Here is a 19,342-nt window from a genome sequence, read left to right as displayed (position 1 = left end):
GATGCGCCGCCTTCGCGAGCAAGCTCGCTCCCACAGGTTTTTTGCAATCTGCAGAAACAACAAAGCCGCCCGAAGGCGGCCTTGTCAGGTGCGGGCTGAAGCTTAGTGCTTCTCGCCAGCCAGCTTGTGCTCGAGGTAGTGAATGTTCACGCCCCCTTTGCAGAAGCCTTCGTCGCGGGTCAGATCACGGTGCAGCGGGATGTTGGTCTTGATCCCGTCGACCACGATTTCGTCCAGGGCATTGCGCATGCGGGCCATGGCTTCGTCGCGGGTCGCGCCGTAAGTGATCAGCTTGCCGATCAGCGAGTCGTAGTTCGGCGGAACGGCATAACCGCTGTACAGGTGCGAATCGACGCGAACGCCGTTGCCGCCTGGAGCGTGGAAATGCTTGACCGTACCCGGGCTCGGCATGAAGGTTTTCGGGTCTTCGGCGTTGATCCGGCATTCCAGTGAGTGACCGCGGATGACCACATCATCCTGGGTATACGACAGCTTGTTGCCAGCGGCGATGCTGAGCATCTCCTTGACGATGTCGATACCGGTGACCATTTCCGAAACCGGGTGCTCCACCTGAACACGGGTGTTCATTTCGATGAAGTAGAAACGACCGTTCTCGTACAGGAACTCGAAGGTGCCGGCGCCACGGTAGCCGATGTCGATGCACGCCTTGACGCAGCGAGCCAGGACTTCCTTGCGCGCGTTCTCGTCGATGCCCGGTGCCGGCGCTTCTTCGAGAACCTTCTGGTGACGGCGTTGCAGCGAGCAATCGCGGTCGCCCAGATGGATGGCGTTGCCCTGGCCGTCGGACAGAACCTGCACTTCGACGTGACGCGGGTTGGTCAGGAATTTTTCCAGATAGACCATCGGGTTGCCGAACGCCGCGCCAGCTTCGGAGCGGGTCAGTTTCGCCGAGGCGATCAGGTCTTCTTCCTTGTGCACCACACGCATGCCGCGACCACCACCGCCGCCGGCGGCCTTGATGATCACCGGGTAGCCGACTTCACGACCGATACGCAGCGCCGTTTCCTCGTCTTCCGGCAGCGGGCCGTCGGAACCAGGAACGGTTGGCACGCCCGCTTCGATCATCGCGTGCTTGGCCGATACCTTGTCGCCCATCAGGCGAATGGTGTCGGCTTTCGGGCCGATGAAAGCGAAGCCGGAGTTCTCGACCTGCTCGGCGAAATCAGCGTTTTCCGCGAGGAAGCCGTAGCCTGGGTGAATGGCGGTAGCGCCAGTCACTTCAGCGGCAGCGATGATGGCCGGGATGTGCAGGTAGGACTGAGCGGCAGAAGCCGGGCCGATGCAGACGGATTCGTCTGCCAGACCCAGGTGCATCAGCTCTTTGTCGGCCTTGGAGTAAACGGCGACGGTCTTGATGCCCATCTCTTTGCAGGCACGCAGAATCCGCAGGGCGATCTCACCGCGGTTAGCGATCAGAACTTTTTCCAACTTCGCAGTCATCAAAGGCTCTCCGCAGTTCAAACGATGGTGAACAGCGGTTGGTCGTACTCAACCGGCTGGCCGTCTTCGACGAGGATGGACTCGATCACACCGCTGGTTTCAGCTTCGATGTGGTTCATCATCTTCATGGCTTCGACGATGCACAGGGTGTCGCCTTTCTTCACGGTCTGGCCGACTTCAACGAAGGACGGCGAGGTTGGCGAAGATTTGCGATAGAAGGTGCCGACCATCGGCGAACGGGCAACGGTGCCGTTCAGCGCTGGAGCAGCAGCGGCAGCTGGAGCTGCGGCAGCAGCAACCGGAGCGGCAGCGGCGGCAGGTGCAGCGGCCGGAGCCTGCATCGGAGCCGGAGCGTAGTACTGCTGCGCCGGGGTCTTGCTGTGACGGCTGATGCGTACGGACTCTTCGCCTTCCTTGATCTCGAGCTCGTCGATGCCGGACTCTTCCAGCAATTCGATCAGTTTCTTAACTTTACGGATATCCATGAATCATCAACTCCCAAGGGTCGGTCAGGGGCGTATAGCTTGTTGTTCAAGCTGCTCTAGTGCAGCCTCCAGGGCCAGTCGATAACCGCTGGCGCCAAGGCCGCAGATCACTCCTACCGCTACGTCGGAGAAGTAAGAGTGATGGCGGAAAGGTTCGCGTTTGTGCACGTTGGACAAATGCACTTCGATGAATGGGATGCTCACTCCCAGCAGCGCGTCACGTAATGCGACACTTGTGTGTGTAAATGCTGCCGGGTTGATCAGAATGAAGTCCACGCCCTCGCCGCGTGCGGCGTGGATGCGGTCGATCAATTCGTACTCGGCGTTGCTTTGCAGATACAGCAGATGATGGCCGGCTTCACGGGCGCGGCGTTCCAGATCCTGATTGATCTGCGCCAGGGTGGTCGACCCGTAGGTCCCGGGTTCCCGGGTGCCGAGCAGGTTCAGGTTGGGGCCGTGCAGCACCAGTAGCGTTGCCATCTGCGTGTTCCTTGTTATGGGTGAGCCTTCGTCAGAACCCGGCGACTATGCCGCAAAGACTTTGTGACTGTCCAGTTCTCTGCAATAGCCAGCACGATGTCCGATGTTTGCGCAAAATATGTGACTGACTGATTAAATCCGGTCATTCGCTTTGGCGACACGTTCGGCGAAGTCGCTGGTGTTGATCTCGCCGATCACCCGCACATCGCGACGTTCCACCCCGTCCTTGCCGAAGAACATCAGCGCCGGTGGGCCGAACAGGCTGTAGCGGTCGAGCAGGGTGCGCTGTTCGGCATTGCTTGCGGTGATATCGAAGCGGATCAGCCGATAGCCCTTGAGCCGATCCACGACTGTCGCGTCATTGAGCACTTCGTGTTCGATGACTTTGCAGCTGATGCACCAGTCGGCGTACCAGTCGAGCAGCAACGGGGTGCCGGCGGATTTCGCTTCGAGCAGCACCCGATCCAGTTCCGCCGGGGTGCTGACGGTCTGCCACGAGCCGCTGTTTTGCGCGATCGAGCCGCTGTCGGCAAGACGTGCCGGGGCTATCGGATTCAACGGATCGGTCTGCCCGCTGAACGCGCCGTACCAGCAGGCCAGCGCATAAAACAGCAGGAACATGCCGAGCAACTGGCCGAGCCGTTTGCGCGGCGGTTTGTAGGCGAATTCCAGAGCGCCGAGGAACAGGCCGACGCCGCCGGCCAGCAAGCCGATCAGCAGCAGCGTGACCTGTCCCGGCAATACCCGGCTGAGCAGACCGATCGCCAGCCCGAGCAGCAACACGCCGATGCCGTTCTTCACGTACATCATCCACGGGCCGCTTTTCGGCAGCCATGCCGCGCCGCCGGTGGCCACCAGCAACAGCGGCGCGCCCATGCCCAGGCCGAGCATGAACAGCTTCAAACCGCCGCCCAGCGCGTCGCCACTGGCGCTTATATAAAGCAGCGCGCCGGCCAGCGGTGCGGAAACACACGGGGATACCAGCAGACTCGACACCACACCCAACACCGCCGCGCCCCACAGCGAGCCGCCTTCGGTGCGCCCGGCGATCCGGTCGAGGCGGCTGCTGATGAAGTGCGGCAGTTTCAGCTCGAACGCGCCGAACATCGCCAGCGCGAACACCGCAAAGAACATCGCAAACGGCACCAGCACCCACGCCGATTGCAACCGCGCCTGCAAATTCAGTTGCGCGCCGAACAGCCCCATCAAGGCCCCGAGCAGCGCAAAGCACGCGGCCATCGGCAGCACATAAGCGAGGGACAGATTGAAGCCGCGCCAACCGCCGACCTGCCCGCGCAACACCACGCCGGACAGGATCGGCAGCATCGGCAACACACAAGGCGTGAAGGTCAGGCCCAGGCCCGCCAGGAAGAACAGCGCCAGATCACGCCAGTCCCAACCCGTCACCGGAGTAGACGCGTCACTTGCCGCTGCGTTGCCCTCGATGCTCAGGCGTTCGGTTTCCGGTGGATAACACAAACCCTTGTCGGCGCAGCCCTGATAGGTGACGGCCAGCGTGAACGCCCGGGAATCATTGCGCGGCAGTTCTACATCGAGAATGCCGTGGTAGACCTCGACGTCGCCGAAATACTCGTCGTGTTTCTGTTCGCCTTGGGGCAGTTGTGCGGCGCCAAGTTTTACCTCGGCAGGCTCGGCACGAAACTGGAAGCGATGGCGGTAGAGGTAATAGCCTTCGGTGGCGACGAAGCGCAGTTTGACCGATTGCGGCGTGCTCTCGACCAGGCTCAGTTGAAAGGCTTCGCGCACCGGCAGGAAATCGGCGCTGTTGTTGACCGAGCCCAGCGTGGCGCTGGGTTTGCTGTCGAACAGACCGGCGGCGCCGGCCGGCAGGGCGAAGACGAAAAACAGCAGGCAGAGCAGACGGCGCATGACAATCTCGCGAATCAAAGGTGCGGGAATGATAGCGGACTTGGCCCTGCGCTGTGTGTCACACGCGGAACGCCTGCACGGCGGTGTGCAGCTGACCGCCCAGTAACAGCAGGTTCTCGCCCTGCTCGCGGCCCTGACCGATGCGCAGCAGATTGTCCCCGCCCAATTGGTGAATCCGTTCGCTGTGATCGCGGATCTCGCTGACCGCGCCGCTCTGTTGCGCGGTGATGTCGGCGATGCGGATCGCGGTGTCGGAGATGGTCTGGATCGCGCCGACAATCTTGTCCAGCGCCCCGTCCGCCGATTGCGCCTGATTGGCCGTGGCCTCGGCGTGTTCGACCTGCGCGCGCATGCCCTCGACCGATTGCCGGGCGGCGGTTTGCAGGCCGGCAATCAGGGTCTGGATTTCCGCGGTGGCGCCGGCGGTGCGTTGCGCCAGTGATCGGACCTCTTCGGCCACCACGGCAAAACCACGGCCCATCTCCCCGGCGCGGGCGGCTTCGATCGCCGCGTTGAGCGCCAGCAGGTTGGTCTGGTCGGCAATCGAGCGGATCACCGTCAGCACGCCGCCGATGGTTGCCGACTCTTCGGCCAGGTGTTCGATCATCTGCGCGTTGCCTTGCACTTCGCCGACCAGTGCGTGCAGACCAGTGAGGCTCTGGCCGATCACTTGTTGCCCGTGTTCGACGGCCAGCCCGGCATGGCGACTGGCGTCGGCGGCCTGCCTTGCATCGCCGGCCACTTGCTGGATGGTCGCTTCCAGTTCGCCGAGGGAATCACGGATCAGCGCGGTATCGCCGGCCTGATGTTCGGCGCCGCTGTGCAAGTCATTGCTCAGTTCGGCGAGGGTGCGGCTGCTGCCGGCCACTTGCTCGGCATTGCCGCGAATCGTCCCGACCAGATCCACCAGATAGGCACGCAGACGATTGAGCGAGGCTTCGATGTCGTGCAATTCGCGGTTGGTCTTGCCCAGATGAATGTCGCGGCTGAAATCGCCTTCGGCCCAGGTCGACAGCGCTGGCGCGAGGTTGGTCAGGGTGCGGGCCAGGCGCCGTTGCAGGGTGTCGATCAGCAGCGCGATCAGCAGAATCAGGCCGATCATCACGCCTTGCATCAGCCGCACTTCGCCCTGGATCTGCCCGTGCTGGGCGCGCACCACGGGTTCGAGACCAGCGATGGCCTGCTGCACGGCGGCGATTTTCTGGTGGGTCGCGGTGCTCAGGTCGGTGCGTTTCTGGATCTGCTCGCGGGTGCGCGCCAGCTCTGCCGGGTAACGACCGAGCAGACTGTTGAGCTCGCGTTTGAGGCCGACGCCGGCGTCTTCGGCAGCGGCTTTTTCCGTGCTTTCAATGCCCATCATCGCGGCGAAATCGTCGCTGCCGGACTCACTGCTGGCGACCACGCCGAGCAAGGGCAGGGCGTCGATCGTCTGGGCCTGGGTGCGGATGTTGCTGACTTCGCGCTCGACATCGGCGGCCAGTTCACTGCGTCCGCTGCTGACCAGTTTGTCCCGGGCCAGCGACAGTTTGCCCAGATGCTGAGATGCGACCAGCAGGGGCGTCAGGTAGGTCGCGTTGCCGCCGGCGTAGGTGCTGAGCTGGTCGAGGCTGGCGCTCAATTCGCGCTCAGCCTGCAACAGCAGGGCCTGTGGATCGCCGGCCAGTTTGCCGGCGGCCAGCAGGTCGGTCTTGCTGAATTCGTCGAGGCCGGTGAGGCTCGGGCGCAGTGTGTCGGCCAGCGCGGGCGGCAGCTCGCCGAGTTCTTTCTGCAATTGATCGATGGCCTGGCTGGCGCTGCTCAGGCGCAGGGCGTCGCCGCTGGCGAGGTAATCCTCGACGTTGCGTGCCACGTCATTCTGAAATTGCTGCGACAGTCCCAGGTAACGCTCCATCAACAGATACGGGCGCTCCAGGGCTTTTTGCGACCACCACAGCGTGGCGCCGAGGGCCACGCAGACGGCGACCAGCAACAGAGTATTGAGATTGGTGAGCAACTTCAGGCGCATGACGGCTACCAACGGCAGAATGGTAAGCGCCTGAATTTATTGCGGTTCTGTTACAGGGTTATGACCGATTGGGTCGAATCCGATGAAAAAGTGGCACTTTGCTTTGAGTCGCGCGCGGTCTGCACCCGGTTGCGTCCTTCGCCCTTGGCGCGGTACAGCGCCTCGTCGGCCTGGCTGGCCATCATCAGGCTGTCGGAGTCGTCGTGCATTTCCACCACGCCGGCACTGAAGGTGCACCACAGATCCTGCGGCTGGGCCGGATAGTGAATTTCGGCAAAGCGCTGGCGGATTTCGTCGAGCACTTTGTGCGCCGCTTCTATATCGGTGTCCGGCATGACGATGGCGAATTCCTCGCCGCCGTAACGGCCGATGAAGTCGGTCTTGCGCAGACGCTGCTTGAGAAACAGCGCCAGGCTCTTGATCACCCGATCGCCCATGGGATGGCCGTGGCTGTCATTGACCCGCTTGAAGTGGTCGATGTCGAGCATCGCAAAGCTCAGCGGCTTGTTCTCACGGCGGGCGCGGAACGAGCAGTCTTCGAGCAATTGCAGAATGTGCGTGTGGTTGTACAGGCCGGTGAGGCTGTCGCGGACCATCCGTGCCTTCAAGTTGCGCGCGCGGGCGGCGCGGTTGCGCACAGTGGTGATCAGGTGGCGCGGCTTGATCGGCTTGGTCAGGAAGTCATCGCCACCTTCGCTCATGGCGTCGAGTTGCTTGTCCAGATCGTCTTCGGCCGACAGGTAAATGATCGGCACGCTGACGTAGCGGTCGTTGTGGCGGATGACCTTGGCCAGCTCGGTGCCGGTGCAAGCCGGCATGTACATGTCGAGGATGATCAGATCCGGCTGGAAGTCCGCCAGCTCGGCCATGGCCTGGATCGGTTCGATCAAGGTGCGGGTGACGATCCCGGCGCTGTTGAGCAGGCGTTCGGTGTGCAGGGCCTGGGCGCGGGAGTCGTCGATGATCAGCACTTTATAGGGTTCGTACTGGGCGACGCAGGTCAGGACTTCGATCTTCTCCAGCAGGCTCGAGGCTTCGAGGGTGCCGGTGAGGAATTCCTGGCCACCGGCGCGCACCGCCGCGAGGCGGGTCGGGGTGTCGGTTTCGTGCAGGCTGAAGAACAGCAGCGGCAGCGGTTCTTCCAGACCTTGCTGAGCTTCGGCGGCCAGTTTCAGGCCGACGCCGGCGCCGCTGAAATCCACGTCCATGACAATCGCGGCCGGCAGGCGCTCGACCATCGAGGAGCGAAACGCCGACACGCTGTCCAGCGCCTGGGCGCTCAGACCGAAAAACTCCAGCTGCTTGGCCAGCCGCTCGGCGCGGTCGTGATCCTGCAGCATCACGTAGATCGGTTTGCGCAGGGGCGGCAGAAAGGTCTGATCAAGCTGATCGCCATGGCGCAGGCCGGTGCGCGACAAGCGCTGCATCAAACGGTTGAGATCGGTGATCAGGCCGCTGCTCAGGCGCCCGCGATTGGCGTCCACCGCTTCCAGCGACTGGCTGATGTGGCGGGCCAGCTGCGTGTGTTCGGGCTGTTCGAAGCGCTCGGCAAAACGCAGCAGGCGCAGATTGGCCTCGCTCAGTTCGGCGAGATCGGCAGTGGACCACTCACTGCGTTGCAGGCGCTGCCATATCTCAAGAATCTGACGTGCCTGATGAATTACCCGCTGGGCAAAGTGGTGCTTGAGGCGCTCACGGCTGGGGTCTTCTGGCTCGGTCATATCCTGACTACTAGTTAGGGTGCATGCTGAGATCGACTGGTGGCTCTATGCTAGCACCTCTTTTCCCTTACATGAGTGTCGTACGTCAATAATCTGCGGTACGACGTCATTCAGTTTCTGACTGTCGGGTTTCAATTTGAACCTGATCGTCGGGGAAGTCCCCATCTACCGGGCATTTGCCGATCTGAATGCCGGTGAGTTTATCGGAGGATGAGAAAGGTGGAGCAGGGTGTTTGTGCTGTCGCGTTACGGGTATTGGCGGCGAAATGGCGATGAATCCGCTATCGGGGAATCCCTTAGGGCGGTCTGTCCCGGCCTCGTGTCGGGTGGCGAGACAACGCCTGTCAATATTGACGGGTGCCCGGTCGAGGCACGTTGTTGTATGGTTGTGGTCGAACCGTTGAACCCAAGATTGAAAGGATATCGCCATGCTGGACTGGAAGAACCGCGCGGGCAGCGCGCCTGAACGTGCCGCCGAGCCCAAGTCGGCCGCCCGCAGCTATGTCGGCGGGCTGTTGTTCAGCCGGGCGCTGGCCACGCTGGTCGCCATTTACCTGTTGGTGACCATCGGCCTGGGCTGGTACTGGAGCCAGGAGCCGGCGCTGTTTCCCGTGGCGCAGAACGCTCAGGTTGCCGCCGAGAAAGAGGGCAAGCAGATGGTGGTCGGCTACACCACCGTCGAAACCCTGAAAACCGTGGCCGGCACGTTGCTCGACAAGCCGGGCGGTTACATTTCCAACGACCGTTTCCCGCCGGGCCTGTGGATGGACAACATGCCGAGCTGGGAATACGGCGTGCTGGTGCAGGTGCGCGACCTGACTCGTGCCCTGCGCAAGGATTTCGCTCGTTCGCAGTCGCAATCGGCTGAAGACGCCGACCTGGCCAAGGCCGAGCCGCGCTTCAACTTCGACAACAAGAGCTGGATCCTGCCGTCCAGCGAGTCGGAATATCAGGAAGGCATCAATTCCCTGAGCCGTTATCAGGCGCGCCTCTCCGACCCGACCCAGAAAAACGCGCTGTTCTACGCCCGCGCCGACAACCTGAACAACTGGCTGGGCGATGTCGGCACCCGTCTCGGTTCGCTGTCGCAACGCCTGTCGGCCAGCGTTGGCCGGGTCAAGCTCAACACCGCGCTGAAAACCGAAGTGCCGGCGGTGGGTGAAGTGCCGCAGGTCGACGAGGAAGTCGTCGAGACTCCGTGGATGCAGATCGACAACGTGTTCTACGAAGCCCGCGGCCAGGCCTGGGCGCTGTCGCACCTGCTGCGCGCAATCGAGGTCGATTTCGCCGACGTGCTGGCGAAGAAGAACGCGACCGTCAGCGTGCGTCAGATCATTCGTGAGCTGGAGGCGTCGCAGGAGCCGATCTGGAGCCCGATGATCCTCAACGGCAGCGGCTTCGGTGTGCTGGCCAACCACTCGCTGGTCATGGCCAACTATATTTCCCGAGCCAACGCCGCCGTGATCGATTTGCGTCAACTGCTCAATCAGGGCTGAGTCATGGACGAGAGCGCCAAAGAGGCGGCCCACCGCGCCGCCTCGGATGCCGAACAGATCGCCTGGGTCGACGAGCAGGACAACCTGCTCGGCGCCCTGGTGCGCTCCGACCTGCGCGAGCGCGGGCTGATCGGCCGTGGCACCTACATCATGCTGTTCAACTCCGCCGGTGAACTCTGCGTCCATCGGCGCACGTTGAGCAAAGCCATCTATCCCGGTTACTGGGATGTGGCGGCGGGCGGAATGGTGCAGGCGAACGAGACCTACGCCGAGTCGGCAGCCCGTGAGCTGGAAGAAGAATTGGGAGTGAGTGGCGTCGAGCTGACGGCCCACGACCATTTCTACTTCGAAGACACCGGCAATCGCCTCTGGTGTTCGGCGTTTTCGGCGGTGTGGGACGGGCCTCTGATCCTGCAGCCTGAAGAAGTGCTCGAAGCGCGCTTCATTCCGGTCGAGCAGGTCATGCTGGAAATCCAGCAAAAGCCTTATTGCCCGGACTCTCTGGCCGCGTTGAAACGCTATCTGAAGGCTCAGCAAAGCGACGTCGCAAAGAACACATAAATTGGCGCCGATTGGCACTTAGCAATCGGCGTTTTTGCCGTTACACTGCGCGACCTTTTCAAGCTGTGCCGGCCTGCTTACAGGATCAATCGGCACAGTAGCGCTGCCCCTGCCTGAGTGGGGCTTCGCGGTCGATAGCCTTGCCCAAGGCTGCGATCAGTCTTTGTCCTCCCGAGAGGATTGCCGGTGGCCAAAAAAGCCGCATCCTTCGCCGCCCTGGGCGGCCTGGTATTTTCCACCGACGCAGGTCGTCATTGCCCGGAATGCAGCAAGCCGGTGGACGCCTGTATCTGCAAACAAACCGTGATCCCGGCCGGCGACGGCATTGCCCGCGTGCGCCGCGAGAGCAAGGGCCGTGGCGGCAAGACGGTGACCACCATCACCGGCGTGCCCCTGGCCGAAGACGCACTCAAGGAGCTGGCGACAACGTTGAAGAAACGTTGCGGCACCGGCGGTGCGTTGAAAGACGGGATCATCGAGATTCAGGGCGACCATGTCGAGCTGCTCCTGGCCGAGTTGGTCAAGCACGGTTTCAAGGCGAAGAAGTCCGGCGGCTAGCAGCCTCTGTGAAACCCACCGGCGGCTTGATTCAGCTCCAGAGTCCCTGGGTCTGACGTCGTTTCCATGGTTTTCACAGAGCCTGTTCATGACCGGTTTCTAAACTCAACGCTGTCAGCGCGGTCTACCGCCCCGCTGACGAACCGTCATTTTCATTCTTTAGACTGCGCCGGCCTGAGATCAGGCGACGCACTATGACTTCTTTATAGGGGACTTCGATGTCCGTACGACGCACACGCAAAGACGATGGCAGCCAATGGACAGTTGCGGACAGCCGCAGTGTTTACGGGATTCGCCATTGGGGGGCCGGGTATTTCGCGATCAATGACGCCGGTCGCGTCGAAGTTCGTCCGAACGGCCCGAGCAGCTCGCCTATCGATCTGTTCGAACAAGTCGACCAGTTGCGCAAGAGTGGCTTGTCCCTGCCGCTGCTGGTGCGTTTCCCCGACATCCTGCAAGACCGCGTCCGTCAGCTGACCGGCGCTTTCGATGCGAACATCGAGCGTCTGGAATACCAGAGCAAATACACCGCGCTGTACCCGATCAAGGTCAACCAGCAGGAAGCGGTGATCGAAAACATCATCGCCACCCAGAACGTTTCCATCGGTCTGGAAGCCGGCTCCAAGCCTGAGCTGCTGGCGGTGCTGGCGCTGGCGCCGAAGGGCGGCACCATCGTCTGCAACGGTTACAAGGACCGCGAGTTCATCCGTCTGGCGCTCATGGGCCAGAAGCTCGGTCACAACGTGTTCATCGTGATCGAGAAAGAATCCGAAGTCGGTCTGGTGATCGAAGAAGCCGCCTCGCTGAAGGTCAAGCCGCAGGTCGGCCTGCGCGTGCGTCTGTCGTCGCTGGCATCGTCGAAGTGGGCGGACACCGGTGGTGAGAAATCCAAGTTCGGCCTGTCGGCGGCGCAACTGCTGTCCGTGGTCGAGCGCTTCCGCGCGGCGGGCCTGGATCAGGGCATCCGCCTGCTGCACTTCCATATGGGTTCGCAGATCGCCAACCTCGCTGACTACCAGCACGGCTTCAAGGAAGCGATCCGTTACTACGGCGAGCTGCGCAACCTCGGTCTGCCGGTCGATCACATCGACGTCGGTGGCGGCCTGGGCGTCGACTACGACGGTACCCACTCGCGCAACGCCAGTTCGATCAACTACGACATGGATGACTACGCCGGTGTCGTGGTCGGCATGCTCAAAGAGTTCTGCGACGCGCAGGCCTTGCCGCATCCGCACATCTTCTCCGAAAGCGGCCGCTCGCTGACCGCGCACCACGCGATGCTGGTGGTGCAGGTGACCGACGTCGAGAAGCACAACGACGATGTGCCGCAGATCGAGAACAAGGAAGCACTGCCGGAAACCGTGCAGTGGCTGGTTGACCTGCTCGGTCCGACCGACATCGAAATGGTCACCGAAACCTACTGGCGCGCCACCCACTACATGAGCGACGTGGCCGCCCAGTACGCCGACGGCAAACTGACCCTGGCCGAGAAAGCCCTGGCCGAACAATGTTACTTCGCGGTGTGCCGTCGCCTGCACAACTCGCTGAAGGCGCGTCAGCGTTCGCACCGTCAGGTGCTGGACGAACTCAACGACAAGCTGGCCGACAAGTACATCTGCAACTTCTCGGTATTCCAGAGCCTGCCGGACACCTGGGCGATCGATCAGGTCCTGCCGATCATCCCGCTGCACCGTCTCGACGAAGAGCCGCTGCGTCGTGCCGTTCTGCAAGACCTGACCTGCGACTCCGACGGCAAGATCAACCAGTACGTCGACGAGCAGAGCATCGAGACCAGCCTGCCGGTGCATGCGCTGAACGAAGGTGAAGACTACCTGCTGGGCGTGTTCCTGGTCGGCGCCTATCAGGAAATCCTCGGCGACATGCACAACCTGTTCGGTGACACCGACTCGGTGAACATCTACCAGAACGCCGATGGCAGCGTGTACCACGCCGGTATTGAAACCCACGACACCATCGAAGATATGCTGCGTTACGTGCACCTGTCGCCGGAAGAGCTGATGACCCACTACCGCGACAAATGCGCCAGTGCCCGCATCAGCGCCAGCGAGCGCACCCAGTTCCTCGATGCATTGCGCCTGGGTCTGACCCGTTCCTCCTACCTGTCTTCCTGAGGCCAGGTTCCGCTTTCATCGGGTTGTCTGAAATTGTTCCGCTCACCGCGGACGTTTCAGACAACCAGGTGAGACGCTTCTTTTTCTCTTCGCGAAACGGCTTGCTTCCAGGCGAGCAAAGTGACGTCGTCTGCTTTTCGCGTAGGTCATTTCCGAATTTGTAGTTCGGCCCTCTACTCGGCCATGGGTCTCGGCGAGAATCCCCGCCCGCCCCCCTGTAGAGAATTCCCCCATGTTCGATCCAGCCGACGAGCCGTCGTTTCGTCTCGATGTAGCGGGCCTGTCCGACTCGCTTGAAGTCCTGGCATTCACGGGTTGCGAAGCCATCAGCGAGCCTTTTTCATTCGAGATCGACGTGCTGGTCGATGATCCGCACCTGGACCTTGCCGGCCTGATGTACCGTTCGGCGCGCCTGTGTTTCGGGCCTTGTGGCAATGGTGTTCACGGGCAGTTGCACAGTCTTGTCCAGCATGAACAGGGGCGCGGTGCCCGGTTGTTTCGGGCGCGACTCGGGCCTCGGTTGAGCTGCCTGGGCCTGCGTTACAGCCAGCGCATCTTCAGTGATCTTTCGATACCACAGATTCTTGATCAGGTGCTCAGGGAGCACGGCATCAGTGGCAACGGGCGCCGGTTCGATTTGCAGGACGCCTATCCGCCCCGCACGTTCTGCACCCAGTACGGCGAGTCGGATCTGGAATTGGTGCAGCGGTTGTGCGGCCAGGCACGCATTCACTATCACTTCGAACATGGGGGCAGGGGGCATTGCCTGGTGTTCGGCGATGATCCGGCCCGGCTGCCACGCGCCGGAAACCTGCGATGTGAGGGCGAGGATGTGAGCCGCTGGCAACTGGGCGAACACGCGCGCCTGCATGCAGCAGGCTCGCGGCGGACACGCACGGCGCAGGGGCATTCCCACTCGCCAACCCTGCGCAGTGGTCACTGGCTGACGATTTCCGGCCAGCCCCTGGCAGACGCGAATGCGCACTGGCTGGTGAGCCGAATCGAGCATCGGGCCGATCAGTCGCTCGAGCCGCCCTACAGCAACCGGATCTTTACCGCTGACCAGTTGCCGATGTCCCGATCATCCGTTGAATACCGGGGTGCGCGCATGTGCAGCCCACAACGCGCGTGGGTGGTCTCGGTCGAGGAGGCGCAACCGGATGCCGTGCGGCCGGTGGCCGTTCAGTTCGACTGGCTCTATCAGGGAGAGGGGGCCCGCCCCAGCCACTGCTGGCTGCCGCTGGCTCCGGCGTTGGCCGATACGCCGATGGCATCATTGAAGGACGGGGTGGAGGTGGTGGTGAGCTTTCTGGAAGGTGACCCAGAGCAGCCCGTGATCAGCGGCGTCTTGCAGGTTCCGTCACTCACCGAAGCCATTGGGGATGATGCACCGTCAGCACTGCCCGAGCATCTGGCGAGCGCGGGCCTGCCTCAATGGCTGAAAGCGGCCGAGCCGTTATTGTTGTTGTGCCTGATACCGGGAGGCGGCAGTTATCGGCATTGCGCGGCGTCACTGTGCAGCTGTCGATTGGTCGCCGGGCTCAAAACGAGCGACGGAAGATGAGCGTCGCGGCCCCCGGACAGCGCGCTCAATGGTTGTTGCTGGATATCGCACAGGCACCACAGGCCGTGCAGACGTTACGCCAGGGATTTGCCGGTGTGCACAGCCTGAAGCTGTTTGACGGTACGGAGTTCCAGCCGGTCAGTGAACAAGGCCCGTGGCTGATCGACCTGCATGACAGCCCGGCGCTGTCGGCGCTTTGCCACGCCGACCCGCAGACCTGGCAAGGCCTGCTGCTGGGCAGCGAGGCCTCGGCACAGGTATTGCGCGAACACTTGCAGCGGATGCTGACCGTGTCCGTCGGCCTCAATCATCGGGCACTGCTCAATTTCTACAATCGCCAGACCGCCAGCTACTTTTTCGATGCCTGCGATGCCCGGCAATTGAGCTGCTGGCTCGGGCCGATCGGGTGGCTGCGCTGGTTCGGCGGGACCTGGGCCGATCTGGCCGGTGGCAGTCAGGGCTGGCAGCAACTGCGCAATCCGGGGCTGGCCGTGGAGTCGCTGCGGATCGAGCAAAGCCTGACCCGTCGCCAGCGCGAACGCCTGCACCGCTGCCTGCTGGATCAGCATGTCTGGCGCTGGAGTCAGGCGACAGGAAGCGACTATCGGCTGATGTCTTCCTTTCAAGAGCAAGGCCTGGAACTGGGGTTCAGCGAGCAGGCGCTGCTGGACGACTGGTTGTGGCTGCGTTTGCAGCATCCGCGTGCCGAGCTGACGCCGCTGCCGCAAGGATTGACCCCACGGGAGCGGCTCGAACTATTGCGTCGGCGCTGGCTGAGCGATCCGTCGTGAAGCACCGGTTCAGTGAGCGGCACCGTTGAACCAGCCATCGGTGCGCCGCAGCCACCATGCCAGTCCCCCGAGGGTCAGGCTGCGCAGCACCATGAACAGCAGGAAAGATATCCACAGGCCGTGATTGCCCAGACCTTGCAGCGCCCAGGCGACCGGCAGCAGCAGGATCACGGTCGCCAACATGCCGTTGCGCATTTCCCGGGCGCGGGTGGCACCGATGAACAGGCCGTCGAGCAAGTAGCTCCAGACCGCGATCAACGGCAGGACGGCCAGATAGGGCAGGTAGATGAAGGCGGTGTCGCGCACGCTTTGAATGTCGGTCTGCATTTCGATGAACAAGTGGCCGGCCAACAGAAACAGCGCGGCAAAGCCCAGGCTGGCCAGCAACGACCAGCCACCGGCAACCACCAGCGAACGGCGCAGGGCCAGCCGATCGCGGGCGCCGATGGCGTGCCCGCACAGGGCTTCGACGGCGTGGGCCAGACCGTCCAGCGCGTGAGCGGTCAGCAGCAGGCCGTTGAGCAGCAGCGCGTTGGCCGCGACCGTGGCATCGCCGAGTCGCGCGCCCTGCACGGTGATCAGGAAAAACACCGATTGCAGGGCCAGGCTGCGGATGAAAATGTCGCGATTGACGGCCAGCAACGGGCGCCAGCTCTGCCAGACTTTCAGGGCGGCCCAGGCGATGTGGCCGGGATAGGCGCGCAGTGCCTTGCGAGTCATCCACAGGCCGAGCAGGGCGCCGCTCCATTCGGCGATCACCGAGGCCCGCGCCGAACCGACCACGCCCCAGTCCAGGCCGATCACGAACCACAGGTTGAGCACGATGTTGATCAGGTTGGTGCTCAGCAGAATCGCCAGCGGTGCCCGGGCGTTCTGCGTGCCGAGGAACCAGCCGACCAGCGCATAACTGGCCAGCGCTGCCGGCAGCCCGAACAGCCGGGTGTGGAAGAAGTCGCGGGTCAGCTGATCCAGTTCTGCCGATGGTTGCATGAAGTGCAGCGCGACGCCGCTCAGCGGTACGCCCAGGGTGCCGAGCAGCAGCGCCAGCCCCATTGCCAGCAGCAGGCCCTGAAGCAGAATCTGCCGCAAGGCTGCACCGTCGCTGCGCCCGGCCGCCTGCGCGGCGAAACCGGTGGTGCCCATGCGCAGAAAACCCATGGCCCAGGCCAGAAAGGTGTACAGGCTGGCACCTACCGCCACCGCGCCCAGTTGATGGGCGTGGGGCAGATGCCCGATGACGGTGCTGTCGACCAACGCCACCAGCGGCACGGAAATGTTGGAGAGGATCATGGGGGCGGCGAGGGCCCAGACCCGGCGATGGGTCGGGCGGTCGCGCCAGTCGGCGATCAGGTTGGACATGCGGGCTCCTTGGGGAGCGGCATTGTAGCGGGAGGTGTCAGTGAATGATCCAGCTCAGCAGCCACAATCCCAGCAGCAACCAGATAATCCCGGCAATGATCGAGGCATTCATGAACGCGCGGATCGCCGACCACAGCAGCATCAGGCCGACGATCAGCGCGATGATGCTGATGATCGACGTGTCCATGCCCAGCGCCTTCGACAGCCCGTCGACAAAGTTGCCGCCGGCGTTGCCCAGCAGATTGAACAGGCCGCTGAGGCCATCGACGATGAAGCGGATGATCGAGCCGAGCGCCTGGCCCAGCCATTCGAAAAAGCTTTCTACCTGCATGTCTGTTTCCTGATGAAAGAGCTGAGCCTTGGGCCGCAGCGGGTGCGGTCGAGTTCCCTGCAAGCATAGAGGGTTTTAACGGGCGACTGGCGCTTGCCTTCGCGCAGCTTCCCCCCGAAGCTATACGCCTTCAGGAGAGCCCGATGAACCTTGTTGAACTGACCGAACGCCTGCACGCCATTCGCGACCGCAATGACTGGCGGCAATTTCACAGCCCGAAAAACCTGGCGATGGCCGCCAGCGTGGAAATGTCCGAACTGGTGGAAATCTTCCAGTGGCTGACCGAAGACCAGTCCCGCCAATTGCCGGCGGACAAACTCGCCCACGCCGGTCAGGAAGTCGGCGACATCGTTCTCTATCTGTTGCTGCTGTGCAGCGAACTGGGGCTGGACATGAATGAAGTGGTGCGCAGCAAGCTCGCCGACAGCGAACGGCGGTTCAGCTGATGAGCGACCGTCATTTCGATCAGTTGGCGACCCGCTTCGCCGAAAAAATCTACGGCGGCGCCAAAGGCGCGATCCGCCTCGCCGTGTTGCAGGCCGACCTCGCCGAAGCCCTGCCGGATCGTCCGTTGCGGGTGCTGGACATTGGTGGCGGGCTGGGCCACATGTCGCTGTGGCTGGCCGAGCGCGGGCACCAGGTGACCTTCACCGAGCCGGCCGAACCGATGCTCGAAGGCGCACGCCAGCGTTTTGCCGACGCCGGGCAAACCGCGACGTTCATTCAGGCGTCCTGGCAGGAACTGCTCGGCCAGCTCACCGAGCCCTACGATCTGGTGCTGTGCCATGCGGTACTGGAGTGGCTGGCCGAACCCCACGCGATCCTGCCGGTGCTGCATCAGTTGACCAAGCCCGGCGGCTGGCTGTCGCTGGCGTTCTACAACCGCGATGCGCTGATTTACCGGAACCTGCTCAAAGGCCATTTCAAGAAAATGCGCAAGAACGACATGGCCGGCGAAAAGCAGAGCCTGACCCCGCAGCAGCCACTCGATCCACGGGAACTGGCAACGCAACTCGCCGGGTTGTGGCAGGTCGAAACCCAGAGCGGGGTGCGGGTTTTCCACGACTACATGCCGGTGGAATTCCAGGCCCGCGCCGAGTTGATTGATTTGCTCGAGATGGAGCTCGCCCACCGTCGTCACCCAAGCTTCGCCGGGCTTGGGCGCTACTTGCACTGGATCTGCCGGCCGATCTGATCGGAGCGAGAAATGAAAGGTCATTCAGGTTTACTGCTGATCTGTCTGGGGTTGGCCGCCTGCCAGGGTAGCAACCCTTACGTGGCGCAATCGCGACCGTTGCCGCCGGCGCCACCGCAAGCGGCGACCACCTTCGACCGCAGCGCTTATCCTGCGCCGCCTCGTGACTACGGGCGCTATCGCAGTTGGGCGTGGCTCAACGGTCAGCTGCCGCCGGGCACGGCCTGGGCGGATTCGGCACAAGTGGCCGAGGCCGTCAGCAGTGCGCTGGACCAGCGCGGCTTGCGCCCGCTGCATGACAATCGCCCGGCCGATCTGCTGGTCAGCGCCAACCTGAGATTGGAAACCCGCCTGCGTCAGGTGCAGGACGATTACGGTTACTACGGCGGCGGCTACGGCGGTTATGACCGTTATGGCCGGGGTTACGGGATGTACAACACGGTGCCGATCGTTCGTACCTATCAGGAACAGGTCGTAGTGGTGCGGGTCGATCTGTTCGACGCCGGCAGTGGCCAGCCGGTCTGGAGCGCCAGCGCCGAAACCGGCACCCAGGGCAAACAAGGTGATCGCACCGATGCGATTCGCGAGGCTGTCGAAAAGGCCATGTCGGCGTATCCTCCCAGTTAGCTTCCTGCAATTGAAAAGCTCCCTCAGGTTCATGTCTTCCACCGGAGAAAAACCATGTTCCGCCGTCTCGCTTTACTGGCCGTGGCCGCACTGCTCAGTGCCTGCGCCGCCAACCAGGTCAATCATGACTTCGACGCCAGCCGCGACTTTGCCGCGTACCGCAGCTGGAGCTGGAAAGACCCCGCCCTGCAATACCGCCCCGACGATCCACGGATCAAGAGCGACCTGACCGAACAACGCATCCGTCAGGCGGTCGCCGACCAACTGGATCAGCGTGGCCTGCGCCCGGCCGCTTCGGGTGCCCGAGGCGATCTGTTTGTGCAGACCTACCTGATCGTCGAGGACCGGCAGCAACAGGTGACCACCAACTACGGCGGCGGTTGGGGTGGCCCGTGGAACGGTTATTGGGGTGCGCCGATGTACAACGAAACCCGCAACATTACCTACAAGGTGGCGACCATCCAGGTCGATCTGCTCGACGGCAAGGACGGCAAACTGGTGTGGCGCGGCAGCGACGAGCAGATGCTCAGCCGCACGCCGAACCCGGCGGATCGCAGCAATGCCATCCGCGAGACGGTGGCGCGGATCCTGTCGAATTACCCTCCGCGCTGAGCCTGTACAAAAAAACGGGAGCCTATGGCTCCCTTTTTTTATGGACGGGTGAAACTGGCGCGTTGCCAGCAGTG

At 62.6% G+C, this 19,342-nt stretch carries 18 protein-coding genes; 10 read left to right on the top strand and 8 right to left on the bottom strand.

The genetic code is table 11. The features are described 5' to 3' along the window. Window positions 1-102: 102 nt before the first annotated feature. The 6 genes from accC to gcbA all read right to left on the bottom strand — a co-directional run bounded on the left by accC (window position 103) and on the right by gcbA (window position 8,042). Window positions 103-1,461, bottom strand: coding sequence for an acetyl-CoA carboxylase biotin carboxylase subunit (gene accC, locus CAF90_RS28285; RefSeq protein ID WP_007951024.1), 1,359 nt, complete (start codon window positions 1,459-1,461; stop codon window positions 103-105). 17 nt (window positions 1,462-1,478) lie between these two features. Further along, window positions 1,479-1,946, bottom strand: a complete 468-nt coding sequence (gene accB, locus CAF90_RS28280; RefSeq protein ID WP_007951023.1) for an acetyl-CoA carboxylase biotin carboxyl carrier protein — start codon at window positions 1,944-1,946, stop codon at window positions 1,479-1,481. 24 nt (window positions 1,947-1,970) lie between these two features. Beyond that, a complete protein-coding gene (aroQ, locus tag CAF90_RS28275) occupies window positions 1,971-2,426 on the bottom strand; it encodes a type II 3-dehydroquinate dehydratase (RefSeq protein WP_007951022.1) in 456 nt (151 codons plus the stop codon). A 132-nt stretch (window positions 2,427-2,558) separates the two neighbouring features. Further along, complete coding sequence (locus CAF90_RS28270) at window positions 2,559-4,316, bottom strand: protein-disulfide reductase DsbD (protein WP_085609202.1); 1,758 nt, start codon at window positions 4,314-4,316, stop codon at window positions 2,559-2,561. 58 nt (window positions 4,317-4,374) lie between these two features. After that, window positions 4,375-5,418: a methyl-accepting chemotaxis protein gene (locus tag CAF90_RS29990; RefSeq protein ID WP_371857702.1), complete on the bottom strand. Its 1,044-nt coding sequence runs from the start codon at window positions 5,416-5,418 to the stop codon at window positions 4,375-4,377. Between the two features lie 953 nt (window positions 5,419-6,371). Then, window positions 6,372-8,042, bottom strand: coding sequence for a diguanylate cyclase GcbA (gcbA, locus tag CAF90_RS28260; protein WP_085609200.1), 1,671 nt, complete (start codon window positions 8,040-8,042; stop codon window positions 6,372-6,374). A gap of 428 nt (window positions 8,043-8,470) precedes the next feature. Here gcbA and CAF90_RS28255 point away from each other — a divergent pair, with 428 nt between their 5' ends. The 6 genes from CAF90_RS28255 (at window position 8,471) to CAF90_RS28230 (ending at window position 15,144) form a co-directional block, all read left to right on the top strand. Next, the gene (locus CAF90_RS28255) at window positions 8,471-9,538 is read left to right on the top strand and encodes a DUF2333 family protein (protein WP_039772049.1); all 1,068 of its coding nucleotides are present in this window, start codon (window positions 8,471-8,473) and stop codon (window positions 9,536-9,538) included. A gap of 3 nt (window positions 9,539-9,541) precedes the next feature. Continuing rightward, window positions 9,542-10,099: an NUDIX hydrolase gene (locus CAF90_RS28250; protein ID WP_007951017.1), complete on the top strand. Its 558-nt coding sequence runs from the start codon at window positions 9,542-9,544 to the stop codon at window positions 10,097-10,099. 186 nt (window positions 10,100-10,285) lie between these two features. After that, complete coding sequence (locus CAF90_RS28245) at window positions 10,286-10,657, top strand: translation initiation factor Sui1 (protein ID WP_007951016.1); 372 nt, start codon at window positions 10,286-10,288, stop codon at window positions 10,655-10,657. 218 nt (window positions 10,658-10,875) lie between these two features. Continuing rightward, a complete protein-coding gene (gene speA / locus CAF90_RS28240; protein WP_011332271.1) occupies window positions 10,876-12,789 on the top strand; it encodes an arginine decarboxylase in 1,914 nt (637 codons plus the stop codon). Window positions 12,790-13,021: 232 nt separating this feature from the next. Next, window positions 13,022-14,353: a type VI secretion system Vgr family protein gene (locus CAF90_RS28235; RefSeq protein WP_085609199.1), complete on the top strand. Its 1,332-nt coding sequence runs from the start codon at window positions 13,022-13,024 to the stop codon at window positions 14,351-14,353. Further along, window positions 14,350-15,144, top strand: a complete 795-nt coding sequence (locus tag CAF90_RS28230; RefSeq protein ID WP_085609198.1) for a DUF4123 domain-containing protein — start codon at window positions 14,350-14,352, stop codon at window positions 15,142-15,144. The genes CAF90_RS28235 and CAF90_RS28230 overlap by 4 nt, the downstream gene beginning before the upstream one ends. A gap of 9 nt (window positions 15,145-15,153) precedes the next feature. Here the strand turns inward: CAF90_RS28230 and CAF90_RS28225 are convergent, their stop codons facing one another. Both CAF90_RS28225 and CAF90_RS28220 read right to left on the bottom strand, forming a co-directional pair. Continuing rightward, window positions 15,154-16,503: an MATE family efflux transporter gene (locus CAF90_RS28225; RefSeq protein WP_085609197.1), complete on the bottom strand. Its 1,350-nt coding sequence runs from the start codon at window positions 16,501-16,503 to the stop codon at window positions 15,154-15,156. A gap of 37 nt (window positions 16,504-16,540) precedes the next feature. Then, on the bottom strand, window positions 16,541-16,834 hold the full coding sequence (locus tag CAF90_RS28220) for a hypothetical protein (RefSeq protein ID WP_007951010.1): 294 nt from the start codon (window positions 16,832-16,834) through the stop codon (window positions 16,541-16,543). A 143-nt stretch (window positions 16,835-16,977) separates the two neighbouring features. Here CAF90_RS28220 and CAF90_RS28215 point away from each other — a divergent pair, with 143 nt between their 5' ends. Genes CAF90_RS28215 through CAF90_RS28200 form a run of 4 tightly spaced genes read left to right on the top strand, consistent with a single transcriptional unit; the run spans window position 16,978 to window position 19,268 of the window. Then, a complete protein-coding gene (locus CAF90_RS28215; RefSeq protein WP_007951009.1) occupies window positions 16,978-17,280 on the top strand; it encodes a MazG-like family protein in 303 nt (100 codons plus the stop codon). After that, complete coding sequence (locus tag CAF90_RS28210; protein WP_085609196.1) at window positions 17,280-18,029, top strand: methyltransferase; 750 nt, start codon at window positions 17,280-17,282, stop codon at window positions 18,027-18,029. Before CAF90_RS28215 ends, CAF90_RS28210 begins: the two co-directional genes overlap by 1 nt. Before the next feature lie 12 nt (window positions 18,030-18,041). Next, a complete protein-coding gene (locus CAF90_RS28205; RefSeq protein WP_085609195.1) occupies window positions 18,042-18,656 on the top strand; it encodes a DUF4136 domain-containing protein in 615 nt (204 codons plus the stop codon). A 54-nt stretch (window positions 18,657-18,710) separates the two neighbouring features. Then, window positions 18,711-19,268: a DUF4136 domain-containing protein gene (locus tag CAF90_RS28200; protein ID WP_007951006.1), complete on the top strand. Its 558-nt coding sequence runs from the start codon at window positions 18,711-18,713 to the stop codon at window positions 19,266-19,268. Window positions 19,269-19,342: the final 74 nt, after the last annotated feature.

The organism is Pseudomonas sp. B37(2017), assembly GCF_002112885.1.
Classification (GTDB): domain Bacteria; phylum Pseudomonadota; class Gammaproteobacteria; order Pseudomonadales; family Pseudomonadaceae; genus Aquipseudomonas; species Aquipseudomonas paraglycinae.
The sequence above is the reverse complement of the archived record's forward strand: the minus strand, read 5'-3'. Positions and strand labels throughout refer to the sequence as shown.